Annotated in this window: 8 protein-coding genes; 4 read left to right on the top strand and 4 right to left on the bottom strand. The window is 35.2% G+C overall.

Translation table 11 applies throughout. The features are described 5' to 3' along the window. Positions 1-51 precede the first annotated feature (51 nt). The 4 genes from ANA7108_RS0105050 (at position 52) to ANA7108_RS26775 (ending at position 7912) form a co-directional block, all read left to right on the top strand. On the top strand, positions 52-459 hold the full coding sequence (locus ANA7108_RS0105050) for a tetratricopeptide repeat protein (protein ID WP_016949682.1): 408 nt from the start codon (positions 52-54) through the stop codon (positions 457-459). Positions 460-512: 53 nt separating this feature from the next. After that, positions 513-4325, top strand: coding sequence for an FkbM family methyltransferase (locus tag ANA7108_RS0105045; RefSeq protein WP_016949681.1), 3813 nt, complete (start codon positions 513-515; stop codon positions 4323-4325). Positions 4326-4463: 138 nt separating this feature from the next. After that, positions 4464-5558 carry a methyltransferase domain-containing protein gene (locus ANA7108_RS26780; RefSeq protein ID WP_016949680.1) on the top strand — a complete coding sequence of 365 codons (1095 nt, stop codon included), beginning with the start codon at positions 4464-4466 and terminating at the stop codon, positions 5556-5558. A gap of 131 nt (positions 5559-5689) precedes the next feature. Further along, complete coding sequence (locus ANA7108_RS26775; protein WP_016949679.1) at positions 5690-7912, top strand: hypothetical protein; 2223 nt, start codon at positions 5690-5692, stop codon at positions 7910-7912. 192 nt (positions 7913-8104) lie between these two features. Here the strand turns inward: ANA7108_RS26775 and ANA7108_RS0105030 are convergent, their stop codons facing one another. From ANA7108_RS0105030 to lnt, 4 genes are all read right to left on the bottom strand, one after another. Then, entirely contained in the window at positions 8105-10318 is a 2214-nt protein-coding gene (locus ANA7108_RS0105030) for a hypothetical protein (protein ID WP_016949678.1), read from the bottom strand. 131 nt (positions 10319-10449) lie between these two features. Next, on the bottom strand, positions 10450-11007 hold the full coding sequence (locus tag ANA7108_RS0105025) for a type IV pilin-like G/H family protein (RefSeq protein ID WP_016949677.1): 558 nt from the start codon (positions 11005-11007) through the stop codon (positions 10450-10452). A gap of 607 nt (positions 11008-11614) precedes the next feature. Continuing rightward, a complete protein-coding gene (locus ANA7108_RS0105020) occupies positions 11615-12943 on the bottom strand; it encodes a class I SAM-dependent methyltransferase (protein WP_026103989.1) in 1329 nt (442 codons plus the stop codon). 260 nt (positions 12944-13203) lie between these two features. Further along, entirely contained in the window at positions 13204-14898 is a 1695-nt protein-coding gene (gene lnt, locus ANA7108_RS0105015) for an apolipoprotein N-acyltransferase (protein ID WP_052311089.1), read from the bottom strand. Positions 14899-14970: the final 72 nt, after the last annotated feature.

Genomic DNA, 14970 nt, shown 5'->3' with positions numbered 1-14970 from the left:
GAAGAGGAGGATAGCTGTTACTTAAGTATTTACCGCAGCAAATTGTAAAATATGGCAATATCTGGAGATGATTACTTAGTTAAGCGCCGTAAGCAAATTGAGCTAAAACAAAGAATATTAACATATATTTCTGTCTTGTCTTTTGGTAGTTCAATTCTATTTGGAGCAGTTAATACTCTAAGAGAATCCTGGGAGAAACCTCAGCAAGCTGCCGTTCCAGTTATTCAGTCTGTTGACGGTGAATTGCAACAACAGGCTAAAGAAAAAGAATATGAGTTGGTTTTGCAGCGAGAACCAAATAACCAATTGGCGTTGGAGAAACTTTCTCTACTACGGCTAGAAATGAAAGATACTAAGGGTGCGATCGCACTCATGGAGAAGTTGGTGCAGCAGCATCCTGATAGGCAGGATTATAAGGTTGTTTTGAGGAATATGAAGAAGAGGGAGGGGGAAAGGTAAGATTGATCACTAGTAAAATTTGATTATTAGAGTAAGTAAATAAGAGTATGACTATGAATAATGAAATTACTAATTCTGAACTGAATCGTTTAATTCCGCCAGAAATTAAAAATGATGAATTTTATACAGCTATTCATAGAATTGCTAGGGAAGAAGATATTCAAACTGTTTTAGAAATTGGCTCATCTTCAGGCGAAGGAAGTACAGAAGCATTTGTGATAGGTTTAAGAGAAAACCCGAACAAACCAATTTTGTTTTGTATGGAAATTTCAAAACCTAGATTTGCTGAGTTACAAAATAGGTACAGAAATGAATTATTTGTAAAATGCTATAACTTTTCTTCTGTTTCACTAGAAAGTTTTCCTGAGGAGCAAGAAGTTATAAGTTTTTACAGGAATAATATAACTAATTTAAATTTATATCCATTAGAACAAGTTCTTAATTGGTTACAACAAGATATTGAATATGTAAAAAATTCTGGAGTTGCTGATGCTGGTATTAAGAAAATTAAACAAGACAATAATATAGAAGATTTTGATGTAGTTTTAATAGATGGATCAGAATTTACTGGTGTTGCCGAATTAAACGAAGTATATGGAGCGAAATTTATTTGTTTAGATGATATTACTACCTTCAAAAATAATATCAATCATCATAAATTACTAAATGACTCTAGTTATATACTTGTTTCTCAAAACACGTCTGTTAGAAATGGATATTCTATTTTCAAAAAAAAGGATAGTGTTGAAAATTATTTTTCTGTGTATGAAAAATCTGAGCAAAGACTAGTGACTAGACTTGTTAAACCAGGAATGCTAGTTTTTGATATTGGTGCTAATATTGGTGATTATTCAATCCTTCTAAGTAAAATAGTAGGTTTTTCTGGAAAAGTTTATTCATTTGAACCAACGTCAACTACCTTCAATCGACTGCAAGAGAGACTTATTGCATTAAAAATTAATAATGTTTACGGATTTAAAAAAGCATTTTATTCTGATGATACTCAAATAGAATTTAATGAATTTCCAGATGATTTTTCAGTGTGGAATAGCATTGGAAAACCACAAATGCTAGATCCGCAAGGATCAGGGCAATATGTACCCATTATAAATACAGAAATTGTTGAAGCAATTAAGTTAGATTCATTTTGCTTAGAAAACAGTATTGATCATATTGATTATTTGAAAATTGATGTCGAAGGTGCTGAAAGCGATGTATTAGAAGGAGCTAGAGAATTATTAAAAAATAAATCCATAAGATATATACAATTTGAAATATCACAAAAGATGTTGGAGGGATTAAATCATACGGCAAAATCTACTTTTGATATCTTGATTGAAAACGGTTATGAATGCCATCGAATAACTGAAGATGGAAATATTGGAGAATTAGTAGTAGATTCTAATTCTTTTTATGAAAATTATATTGCTTTTTCCATACTACCAGTTAACTTTTTTACCATTGTTTTAAATGGGCAACCATTTATTCAATATCATATAGAAGTCCTCCAGCAACTTCCATTTAAATGGCATTGGCATATTATTGAAGGTGTAGCTGACTTAAAGCACGATACAAGTTGGAGTGTACAACTTGGTGGAAATATTAGTGAAGAATTCCATAAAAATGCTCTGAGCTATGACGGTACTAAAGAATATCTGGATGAACTAGCGAAACTATATCCAGATAATATTACGATTTACCGCAAACCCGAAGGCGCGTTTTGGGATGGTAAAAGGGAAATGGTGAATGCACCGCTTGCTAATATTGAAGAAGAGTGTTTATTATGGCAAATAGATGTAGATGAACTGTGGACATTAGAGCAGATTTGTACTGTTAGAGAAATGTTCATAAGTAACCCTGAAAAAACTGCTGCATTTTATTGGTGCTGGTATTTCGTCGGAGAAAAACTCATAATCAGTACCCGTAACTGTTATGCACAAAATCCTGAACAAGACTGGTTGAGAACTTGGCAATTTAAACCTGGTGCATTTTGGGCAGCACATGAACCTCCCATATTAGTTGAACCTCTTCTAGATGGAAAACATCAAAATATTGCAGCCATAAATCCTTTTTTACATGATGAAACTGAAAAGAATGGTTTAGTGTTTCAACACTTTGCCTATGTTACGTCAGAACAATTGCGGTTTAAAGAACAGTATTATGGCTATAGTAATGCTGTTTCTCAATGGTTAGCTTTACAAGCAAACAATAAATTTCCTATTTTGCTGCGAGATTATTTTGCATGGGTAGGAGATGAAACGAGGGTAGACATTGCTGACTCTTTTGGTATTGTACCAATAGCACAGAGAGAAACTAATAGTAATAATTGGAAGTTTTTACAACCAGAAGAAGTAGAAGAACGAAAAAATAAAATTCAAAAAATAAAACCAACTATTCTCATTGATGGTGTCTTTTTCCAACTATATCAAACAGGAATTGCTAGAGTTTGGCGCAGTCTCCTGCAACAATGGGCAAACACTAAATTTGCTAATCATATCTTAGTCCTAGATAGAGCCAATACAGCACCCCAAATTCCCGGTATTCGTTATCTTACTATTTCCCGCTACAACTATAACAATACCGAAGCTGATAAACAGATGTTACAGCACATCTGTGATCAACAAGAAGCCGAATTATTTATTTCTAGCTACTACACCACCCCCATTAACACCCCTTCAGTATTTATGGCTTATGACATGATACCAGAAGTATTGGGGGCTAACTTTAATGAACCTATGTGGCGTGAGAAACATCATGGAATTAAACACGCCTCTGCTTATATTTCCATCTCTAAAAATACAGCCAAAGACTTAAATAAATGTTTTCCTGATATACCCTCAGAATTAATTACTGTTGCTCATTGTGGTGTAGATCCTCTTTTTTCACCTGCTAATGAAGGCGAAATTAACGCTTTTAAATATAAGTATGGCATTAATAAACCATACTTCCTATTAGTTGGTAGTGGTGGTGATTATAAAAATGGTATTTTATTTTTTAAAGCTTTTTCAAAACTAGCTACTAGATCCGGATTTGATATTATTTGTACTGGTATTGGTGGAATATTAGCGCCAGATTTAAGAACCTACACGGCAGGTAGTGCTGTATATATGCTACAGCTAAGTGATGAAGAACTAGCAATAGCTTACTCTGGTGCAGTGGCACTAGTTTATCCTTCTAAGTATGAAGGCTTTGGAATGCCTGTATTAGAAGCAATAGCTTGTGGTTGTCCTGTGATTACTTGTCCTAATGCTTCAATACCAGAAGTTACAGGAGAAGCAGCTATTTATGTCAATGATAATGATGTGGAAGCACTGACAAATGCTCTGTGTGAAGTTCAGAAACCTAACGTTCGTCAATCATTAATTACCGCAGGTTTAGTGCAATCTCAAAAGTTCTCTTGGATAAAGATGGCTGAAATTGTGAGTTCCAAGTTAATTAACACAACTTTATTATCCTTAAATCTCAAAGAAACTAATTTAATCATCTTCCCTGATTGGTCACAACCAGAAGATGAACTAGGTTTAGAATTAACAGAAATCATCAAAGCATTAGCTAGTTATCCTCAGAGTTATAATACTACTTTACTGATTAGTACAAGTAGCATTGATGCTGAAGAAGCAGCAATGTTTTTATCTAGTGTTACTATGAATTTACTGATGGAAGAAGATTTAGATATTAGTGAAGGGTTAGAAATTGCTCCAGTAGGAAATTTGGCAGCTATTCAATGGGAAGCTTTACTACCTCGTATTTATGCCAGAATTGTTTTACCTAATGAAGATCAACAAGCTTTAGCAGAAGTACCAGTTGGAAATCTAAAATCCTATGAATTAGATACCTGGATGAATCAACTCTCTACTTCAAATTAATCAATTTATGTTTTCAACAATCTTTGAAAATAAATATTTGCTATAATTAGGGATAGTTTTCATATGCTAATTTTGTATTTAATTAATTAGTTGGATTGAAAATTTCAGCAATAAAAAAATTCAAAAGAGTAATAATTTATGGAATTAGATGATCAAGTCAACTTAGCTGAATATGTGGAATGGAAAAAGCAAGTGCTTCACAGACAAGAGGTTTTACAAAAAATATCTAATAGAAATAATAATCTAATTACACAACTATTATCTGAGAATAAACCAATTAAAATTGAGCTAGGAGCAGGAAAAGAACACCAATTAGAAGGATGGACTACCATAGATATTAGTGGAGATTGTGATCTCATCTTAGATTTGCGAAATCCACTTCCGTTTCCAGATGAAAGTGTTACTGAAATATACTCTTCTCATGTTCTTGAGCATTTTTTATATCCTTATCAAATGGCAGGTATTTTAAATGAATGTTATCGGATCTTGAAAAAAGGAGGGATTTTTAGAGTATGTGTACCTAATTCCCGAATATATATTGAAGCATATTTGAATCCTGACCAATTTGATACTGAAAGATACTGTCAATTTAAACCTGCTTATCATTATAACTCTCCAATAGATTATATAAATTATATTGCCTATATGGCAGGGCATCACTATCATCTGTTTGATGAAGATAACTTGGTAAGTATTTTATCTCAAGCAGGTTTTAATAATGTTAGATTGCGAGATTTTGATCCTAGTATTGATCTGGAAAGTAGAAGATATGAATCGATTTACGCAATAGCCGAAAAAATTTCGACAACAAGTCTGATCATTAGCGAACTAGAAGTTAAACTCAATCTTCATGAAATTAACTATATTATTTTCCCTAATTGGACACAATCAGAGGATGAACTTGGATTAGAGTTACAAGAAATAATTAAAGCATTAGCCAATCATCCTGAAAGCGAAAAAATTACTTTACTGATTAACACAGGTAATATTGATGCTGAAGAAGCAACAATGTTTCTATCTAGTATTGCCATGAATTTATTAATGGAAGAAGATTTAGATATTAGTGATAGCATAAATATTTCCCTAGTAGCTGAGTTAGGGGATAGGGAATGGGAATCTTTATTACCGCGCATTTATGGCAGAGTAGTTTTGAAAAATGAAGATGAATTGGCTTTAGCACAAGCCTCAGTGAGCCAGCTACAGAATTATCAAATAGATAGTTTGATAAATTAACTTTAAGAACATTTGTGTAACATAAATTAAGGGGTATTTTATGCTGTACCTTATTCAAGGTTCTAGCAAGGAATAGGTTTTCAATTGTCTCGCTTTAAAAGCTTATTTAAATTCAACATCAAAAATCGAAAATGGGAAAAAACACACTAATTAATCAAATACAAGAATCTATATTAGAGCTTCTGGAAATAACTCCAGGTAACATTAATATTATAATTTTTCCTGATTGGAAACAACCGGAAGAGTTACTGCTGTTAGAATTAGAACAAGCCATTAAAGCTGTAGTAAATCATCCTGATAGTCATCAAATGACATTGCTGATAGATACAAATGGTAGTGATGTTGAAGAAGCTAATTTATTTTTATCTGCTGTGGCGATGAATTTACTCATAGGAGAAAATTTTGATATCACTACAGAATGCGAAATTTCTCTACTAGCAGGTTTAAATGAATATGAAAGAGAGAGTCTAACCAATTTTATTTATGCTCAAATTATTCTCCAACATCAAAATCTGCAAGCATTAGCATTGTTTGATATGGAGAAAATTCCCGCCTATAAAATAGAGAATTTCCCTAATATTCCACTACATAAATTGATTTTTGATTTAGGTAATAGATTATTTCAAGCAGGGAAATGGCAAGCAGCTAGTCAACAATACCAAATACTTGTAGAAATGTATTCGGTAAATGTGGAAGTTTATTGGCATTTAAGTCAATGCTATAGAAATTTAAACCTGTTAGATCAATATTTTCAAACACTTGAAGCAGGAATTAAAATTCACAATACTGATCCTAGGTTACATTTTTCATTAATTATAGACCTGCGGCTTAATGGACGTAATCAAGAAGCAATTGTAAGTGCAGAGAATGCTTGTCAATTATTACCAGATGATTATACTTTTAAAATACTTAAATATTTAACAGTCCCGACTATATACAACCACCAAGAAGAAATCAAATTTTATCGTCAGAGATATACGCAAGGATTACAAACTTTAATTCAGGAAACTTCTTTAAACACGCCTCAAGAACGAAGTAATGCTTTAGCTGGAATAGGCAGACTAACTAATTTTTACCTCTCCTATCAAGCTCAAAATGATGTAGATTTACAACGCCAATATGGAGAGTTAGTGCATAAAATTATGGCGGCTAACTTTCCCCAATGGGTTGTACCTTTATCTATGCCAGAACTTCAGCCGCAAGAAAAAATCCGCATTGGTTATGCTTCTAATTATTTACATTCTTATAGCGGTACACTGTGGTTAACTGGTTGGTTACGTTACTGTGAACATCAAAATTTGGAAATTTACTGTTATTACACAGGTAATCAGCCAGATCCAATTACTCAACAATTTAAAGATTATAGCGACTTTTTCTATCATATTCCTCATAACTTACCAGCAGTTTGTGAACAAATAATTGCTGATAAACTACACATTTTAGTGTATCCAGAAATTGGCATGGATGCACCAACTATGCAAATGGGAGGTTTACGACTTGCACCTGTGCAGTGTGTAGCTTGGGGACATCCTGTAACAACGGGTTTACCCACTATTGATTATTTTTTATCTAGCGAGTTAATGGAAGGAGAAAATGCTCAAGAACATTACTCAGAAAAATTAATTCTCTTACCTAATATTGGTGTTGCTTATCCTAAACCTTATATTCCTCCAGTTATTAAAACTCGTTCAGATTATGGTTTAAGTGATGATGATGTAATTTATTTATGTTGTCAAGCACCTTTTAAATATTTACCGCAATATGATTTTATATTGGCAGAAATTGCTAGTCGAATTCCCCAAGCCAAATTTGTATTTTTACGGGGTACTATATTAAAGTCCCGATTGGAATGTGCTTTTGCTGCGGTTGGGCTAAATAGTGAAGATTACTGTGTCCATCTTAATATTCCAGAACGGCTAGATTATCTGATGATTAACTTATTATCAGACGTTTATCTTGACACATTTACCTGGTCTGGTGGTAATACTAGCCTAGAAGCGATCGCTTGCAATATCCCTATAGTAACTTGTCCTGGGGAATTTATGCGTGGTCGTCACACTGATAGTTTCCTGAAACTTTTAGGAGTGACAGATACTATTGTTAAAAATGAAGCAGAATATATCGAAATCGCTGTTAAATTAGGATTGGATTCTGCTTGGCGAAATAGCATTTCAGAAAGAATGAGTCAGAATCAAGACCGTGTTTTTGATGACAAAGCTTGTGTTGCTGGGTTAGAAGTGTTTTATCATCAAGTTCGTAGTAAGCACTTTTTAGCAAATTATGGACGGCAATGGTTACGTGATTCTTGGATTGAGTATCCAGTTCTAGATTTTGGTAAAAATTGGGATGATTAGTACGTAATAAGCACTTTATTCTATAATATTGAATTGAAGGGATAAAGCCCTGATTACAAGTTCGTAGTAAGCACTTTAGTGCCTCTATAATATTGAATTGAAGGGATAAAGCCCTGATTATAAGTTCGTAGTAAGCACTTTAGTGCCTCTATAATATTAAATTTAAGGGCTAAAGCCCTGACTACGAGCTAATTAAGTATTAAGATATTTTTGCCACATCTGTTGATAGGCTTGTTCCATTTCACGGGTGAACTGTTTACCATTCCAAAGCGGTGCTGTCTGTCGTGACTTTAATAATTGCCAATGTATTTCTTTTCTCAAATCGGCATCTTTTCCTAAACGCACACCCCACTCTATATACTCTTCATCACTCCAAGCAATACCTTCTCTGATACCCGCATTCACCATCATTGTATAACTATTACGAGCGGAAAATTGCTCTCCTACTTTCGTGACTAAAGGTATACCCACCCATAAAGTTTCCATTGTTGTGGTTGCACCATTATAGGGATAGGTATCTAAAACCACGTCAGCAATTGTTAAATTAGCACGATGAATTGAGGATGATGGTACTTTTTCTAAAAAGCGTAATCTCTCTTTACTGACTCCTTCTTCCTCCGCAATTTGTTCAAAAAATTCTCTAACTACACTGACATCTTTATTAATATCTTTGATTAAAAAATAACTATTTGGTACTTGTTTAAGAATTTTCATTTGCAAATGCACATTCTCTGGATTGCGTTTATAACCTGATTGAGCGCTAAAATAAATTACTGCATCATTAGGAATTGCTAAATCCTCTCGTCGTAGAGTTGGTACACCCACTTCAAAACCATCAACCCCTAAATAGGCATTTGGTAAACGCCAAATTTTTTCACTGTAATATTCTTGGGCATATTCTGGTAAAACATAATTATCAGCAATATAGTAATCAATAGCAGGGATTCCCGAACCATCCCAACCTAACCATGTTGCTTGAATTGGGGCTGGTTTTAGTGCTATTGCTTCACAGCTAATATCCGCAGTCATGCTATCAAGATCAATTAAAATATCAATTTCATCTTGATGAATTTGTTCAGCAATTTCGATACCGTCTCGGCCTAATTTTCTGACATGATCTGATTTTTCCTCATACCAATCTTGCAGAAAATCATGAACGTGAGAACGGTAAGTAGCAAAATAAGTATATATTTCAAATTCTTCTCGATTATGATATTGATATAACCATCGTGCTAACCAACCTACTGAATGTTCTCGCAAACAATGGGAAAGATAACCTATTTTTAGTTTTTTCTTGGGTGCTTTTATTCTTTGAGCGTTAGCGAGAGAGTAACGATGATATTGTTCTTGGGCATAAACTTGTATACTGTTTTGACATAATTTGACAATCTCGTTATGTAAAAAGCGATTTTGTCGAGCAGCATCACGCAGATAAGGTAAATAATATGTACAATTAAGTAAACGATAAATTTTATTTCTCGCTAAATTTGGTTGTTCTGTAATTAGCTGATTTAAAGAGTTTTCATATTCTTGGATAATTGGAATAGCTTCATACCAACGTCCACCAGAACGTAATAAACCCTGTAATATCATGATGTTAGCATTAATTAAATCAGTGGTATTAGTTGCTAAATCATGAATAGTTTTAGAAAAATTAATTCCTTGCTCAAAATTACCAACTTCATAATTAAAACTTGCTAAGTGACTGAGGACTTCTGAGACAACATCTGGATCTGCATAATTTATTTTTACAGCTAATTCAGCATATTTAATTGCTAAGTTAAACTTGTGTCCTGCGTAAGCAGCTTCCGTAGCAGTTAACATGACGCGGTGAGTCAGTTGCAAAGGATCTAAATAGAAAATACACGCTTCAGAAAAATCTAATATCCAAGGTTCAAACCATAATAGTTTTAGAGTTTTTTTGAGGACAGAAAATAACAAATCTCTATCTATTTCTTCTAGTTCAGAATTTAAAAGTTCAATAATGCCTAATTCCTGAAAGCTATCCTGAGTCAGATTTTCTAAATCTAAAGATAACTTGATTAGTTCTAAAATATTATTAACTTCACCAGGATAAATTTCTCGTATATGTTGACGAATAACCCAAGCAAGTTGATATTGTGTTAATTCTTCTTGTTTTTGTGCTTCTGTTTGTAAGATTTTAACTAATTCATAAGTCCACTGTTCAATTTGTTCTTCTTCCCCTTCAAAAATTGCTAACATCCAAGTAGTTTGTGCTTCTGCTTCTTTACCCTGTAAAAGTAAGGATAATCCTGAATACCAATGATATTCTTTGACTTCTGGTTGATGATTAGTTAGTTCTTGATAAAGTTCTAAGGCTTGAAAATACTCACCTTGCTGGAAAGTATGAAATGCTTGTTGTGCTAAAGATTCAAGATTATTCATAATTGTGAAAAGGAAAATAAAAAAATAAAAAGTAGGTAAAATGATTACCTACTTTTACATTAATTAGATGAAATTATCTGTTTCATATTGTTAGAAATAAGATAGTTTTCAAAAGCATTTAATCAACTATCTTATTCAATTGATTTGAAAACAGTACCATCACATTTGGGTATTACAGTGTTAGCAGCAGGATCAACAACTGCACCTGCGGTATCATAAGCACCTGCATCTTTCTTCTGACACAAGATAGAAGTTGTTGTGGAAGCACCACCAGATTGAATCAGGTCAGTAACACCTATAAAGGATCTTAAGTTGATGGGGTTGATAGGATCGGCAACGTTTCTAACAGCTGTAGTTGGTGTCAAAGCGACTGTATCTCCACCTTCGAGTTTGTACTTATAGTTAGTAGTTTGGGTGAGGATACCTAGACCCATTTCGCCTATATCACTCGCAAACTTCTGGTTTTCTAGATAGTATGTTTGTTGACCTCGGTTCATAGAACCAGCGTATTGTTTACCTTCAGATTCTCTAGCTTTGTTTGCTTGGTTCAAGAAGGAAGGTAGAGCGATCGCTGATAGAATACCAATAATGATAATTACAACTAACAATTCAATCAGGGTAAAACCTTCGTTCTCTTTCTTTTTACCTAGAAGGTGTTGGATAAACTTGGCTTTCAGTTCAGTTTTCATAGTAGTTTTCCTTGCTGGTGAAGTATCGTTTCCTTGTACAAATAACTTACCCACTCTTATTCAGTTTCATATCATCCTACTAAAAAACTTTTTTTACCAGATGGCATAAATAGACTAAAAAGCCTTATTTGTTAAGTCTTACAGCTATTTAGTATTTGCTGAAAAATCTCCAGGATATTTCTCTGTAATACATTGCGTATGACTAACGCTTCAGTAAAGGATACACACCCGTTTGCACTTTAAATCACTCACTACGCAATATTGTCAGTTAAGGTAAAAAAATAGAATTAAGTAGGTTGGGTTGACGTTAGGAAACCCAACATTTATAAGTATTTGTTGGGTTGCGCTGTCGCTCATAGGTGTCAACTTAACGTGAAAGCCTTGTCATGACGTTATATCAAACTTATTCGATTAGGAATCAATCCCAAAGAACCCCACCCTGCCAAAGCTATGCTTTGTCTCCCCCCGTAAACGGGGAGGGGATTAAGGGGAGGGGTCAAACGGCTGTGGGACAACGGTTTGAGATTAAGTTGACATCAATGGCTGTCGCTTAACCCCACCTACAAAAATTCTTAACCGAACAGTATTGGCTCACTACTGACTAGAATCAAGATTGATGTTCTAACATAATGCAATCAAAATCCTCTAAAACCTGTAGCAGCGTTTGTAATAACTGAAAAACCTTGACTTTATCAGTGGGTTCTGCTGTCAGAGGATCAAGAGGTCTAAATTGTTGCCAATGCTCCACTAGGGACATCATGGGTAAGGGTTTATCAAACACAGGTAGCAAGCAAAGAGCCATTGAGCTATCTATATAGACAAATTCCTCTGTTAAAGCTAGATATTTACGGATAGGAAAAGTTTTACCTATGCTTATACAATCCCTAACGTCTGTTTTGAACTTAGAGTTGTTGAACTGTGGATGCAGATGTACTATTGCATTTTCCCAGTTAGAATCAGTCCATTCGGAAAATGGGACAACAGTATGTGCAGTTTGAGGATTACCACACCAAAAATCTAGTAATCTATGAATAGGATGGAGAAGTTCAAATAAATGTAAACTATCTTCTGTAGATATTTCCGGTAAGCTCATTGCGAGAAAAGCAGGTAAATTATCTGGTTCTTTGAACAGGTTTATCAAGTCCCATTGTCGCCAATTCGACATCTTGATAAACTCTAAATCAGCAACCCTCAAAGCTGAGAAAATATCATTAATAGTGTAACCCTTATCCCCTTGGAATAAGTAGTTCATGAGAATAGTCTGTTTTTTGTCCTTTCCTTCATAGCCAGCAGTCCAAGTTGTAGCTTTGAGATTGATATTATCCTTTAAAGCCTTCATGGTATCAGTGACGATTTCTATTTCTAAATCTTCTGGATTTCCTTCCATCAAACCCATCATGGTAAACACTTGCTGTGCGCGAAAAATATTTGTTCTCTGAAGTGAACTATGTAGGTTACTGCGAATAATACCATCCGGTTTTAATACAGCTTTCATTGCTTGCAACGCCACAGCTATATCAGGGAAAAGATAGAGAACTTCATCACAGTTAATATAATCAAATTGATAATTTAGCTTGGGTAAATCATATATTGACAAAACATGAAATTCAGCATTATCAAAACCATGATATTCCAAACGCTGCCGGGCAAGTTTAACTGACTCTTCTGATATATCGACACCAACTATTTTCGCCCCCGGATTTGCTTCTGCTAAAACTAATGATTTATAACCAGTGCCACATCCAGCATCTAAAATTACTTTGTCTTTGGTGTCTATAACTTTTTGATTTCTCAGATAATAGGGGGTGATTAAGTTGTGAAGATAAAGTGAATCAGTGTCATTTTCAGGAGATTTATCTAAGGGAATTGTGGGATAGGGTGAGCTATCAAATTGCTGGCGAATTTTTGCCCACATATCAGATGTTGAATTTGTCATATTAATGCCTCTTAATAGTCAGTTGATTATGATACTTATTGTATTTGTTGGCAATGTCAAGACATTTCTGATTGCCTTTTGGCTCAAGGCTAGATATATAATAATTAATTGCAAAAACAGTATATCCTAATTCTAAGTAGGTAGACAGAATTAAATGTCAGATAAAATTTTGGTCGTAGTGAGCGATTTATCGCTCTCTTGCTAGGTTTGATAGGGCTAAAGCCCTTACTACTAACTTTTCTTTTATTCAGTCTTGCTACTTAGAGCCGTTTAATCGTTCCGCCTAAAAACCACCCCACCCCAGCCAAACCCAACAACAAAGGCATCAACCAATCACCCCAACGCACATATAAAGTCTGCGTTTGGCGGCGATAAATAGTTTCTGCGTGGGTTTCGTAGGTATTATGTCCTGATTTCCACAAGGTTCTCCCATGAGGATCAACAAAAGCCGAATATCCCGTATTTGTTGCCCTGACTGCCCATCTATCGGTTTCAATTGCTCGCATGATATCCTGGGCATGATGTTGATCTGACATTGCCGCTGTGTAATGGGCATCGTTGGAGGCACTGAGAATAAATTGTCCACCCAGGAAAGCTTGACGACGGAAAATTTCTGGAAAGGCTGATTCGTAACAAATACCGACAATTGCTCGTCCAAAGGGAGTATCAAAAACCTGATTTGGTAAACCAGGAACTTGATGTTCATCTAGTGGTGATAAACGTTGAATAATCCCGCCTAAAATTTGTTCAAAAGGAATATATTCACCCAGTGGGACTAATTTGGATTTGTCGTAGCGGCTGGTAATTTCTCCTTTACCTGTAACAGTAAATAAACTGTTTGTGTAGCTGTTTTCCCTTTCACCAAAAGCACCTATCCAAGCAACTACACCTTTTTCTCTGACTGCCTTCACAAAAGATGTTTCTGGTAGATTGCGTTGAAAAAATGGTAACGCAGCTTCTGGAATGACAACTCCATCTACACCTTGATTTGCTAACTTTAAATATCCTTCAGTATAACCTTCAATGGCTCGACGCAATCCTTCAGGACGCAGTTTTATTTGATTGGGAATATTACCTTGAATAATGCCAATTTTTAAATTTGTATCTTGGTTTTGGGTGAGGGGTTGATTATAAATAATGAAACCAATAATATGAGAAATTATAAATATTGTAACCGCCGAAATTAAGTAAAAATTAACTCTTCTTTCTTCCTTTGCGCCTCTGCGACTCTGCGTGAGATTTTCATAATAATAGGGCTTAGGCAAAATTTCCCTAAACTCTCTTTCCTTCGTGTTCTTCTCTTCGAGACGCTTCGCGAACGCGTCTTCGCGGTTCATTTTTTCATGATTTTGCGTAAGTCTTAAATAAATCCAAGCTTCCGCAAACAACCCATTAACAGCGACAATCACAGCGGTTACAGTGGTAGTTCCAGACAATTGACCCAAATGTAAAATTACCAGATTGTGCGGTGATTGGGTGTATGAAAGGGAACTCCACCATAAAGGACTGGCACTCCAAAGACTTTCTAAACCACACCATAAAGCCGTACCAACTAATACACGCAACCAGGGTTTTTGCTGGTCTAAACGCACCATTAAAGCTGCCCAAACTGAGACTAATATTCCTCCCCAGAGGCTAATAAATGACCAACAAAAGATGGTAATTGCTATACCTGGTAAGGCTGGAACACCTAACCAATCCATAGGATAAATGCCAGTAATCCAGGACAGGGCAACTCCATGATATGCGATCGCCCACAAGAAGGCAGGGGGCAGGGGGCAGGAGGCAGGGGGAGTCGTATATTTTACTACTATTACCCAGAGAGGAGCAAGGGCAACCCAGGCTAGAAACCAAGCACCGACGGGGGCGACTGTCACTCCCATTAACAGTCCACTGATCAAGGATAAAGCGTAAAGGTGGAAGGATGAAAACGGCTTTTTTCCTAAATACTTCATCTTCACATCAGTCGTAATTTTTTTAACGCAGAGGAACGCGGAGGTAAGCGCAAAGTCACGCAGAGTTTTACT

Origin of the sequence: Anabaena sp. PCC 7108 (assembly GCF_000332135.1) — a bacterium.
In the GTDB taxonomy this organism is placed as follows: domain Bacteria; phylum Cyanobacteriota; class Cyanobacteriia; order Cyanobacteriales; family Nostocaceae; genus Anabaena.
Note: the sequence above shows the minus strand (reverse complement) of the source record. Positions and strands in the feature narration are given on the sequence as shown.

Excerpts from the sequence above, each read along its gene's own strand:
- ANA7108_RS0105045 (WP_016949681.1), top strand. The coding sequence starts at position 513 with ATGAATAATGAAATTACTAATTCTGAACTGAATCGTTTAATTCCGCCA.
- ANA7108_RS0105025 (WP_016949677.1), bottom strand. The coding sequence starts at position 11,007 with ATGAAAACTGAACTGAAAGCCAAGTTTATCCAACACCTTCTAGGTAAA.
- ANA7108_RS26780 (WP_016949680.1), top strand. The coding sequence starts at position 4,464 with ATGGAATTAGATGATCAAGTCAACTTAGCTGAATATGTGGAATGGAAA.
- ANA7108_RS0105030 (WP_016949678.1), bottom strand. The coding sequence starts at position 10,318 with ATGAATAATCTTGAATCTTTAGCACAACAAGCATTTCATACTTTCCAG.
- ANA7108_RS0105050 (WP_016949682.1), top strand. The coding sequence starts at position 52 with ATGGCAATATCTGGAGATGATTACTTAGTTAAGCGCCGTAAGCAAATT.
- ANA7108_RS26775 (WP_016949679.1), top strand. The coding sequence starts at position 5,690 with ATGGGAAAAAACACACTAATTAATCAAATACAAGAATCTATATTAGAG.
- lnt (WP_052311089.1), bottom strand. The coding sequence starts at position 14,898 with ATGAAGTATTTAGGAAAAAAGCCGTTTTCATCCTTCCACCTTTACGCT.
- ANA7108_RS0105020 (WP_026103989.1), bottom strand. The coding sequence starts at position 12,943 with ATGACAAATTCAACATCTGATATGTGGGCAAAAATTCGCCAGCAATTT.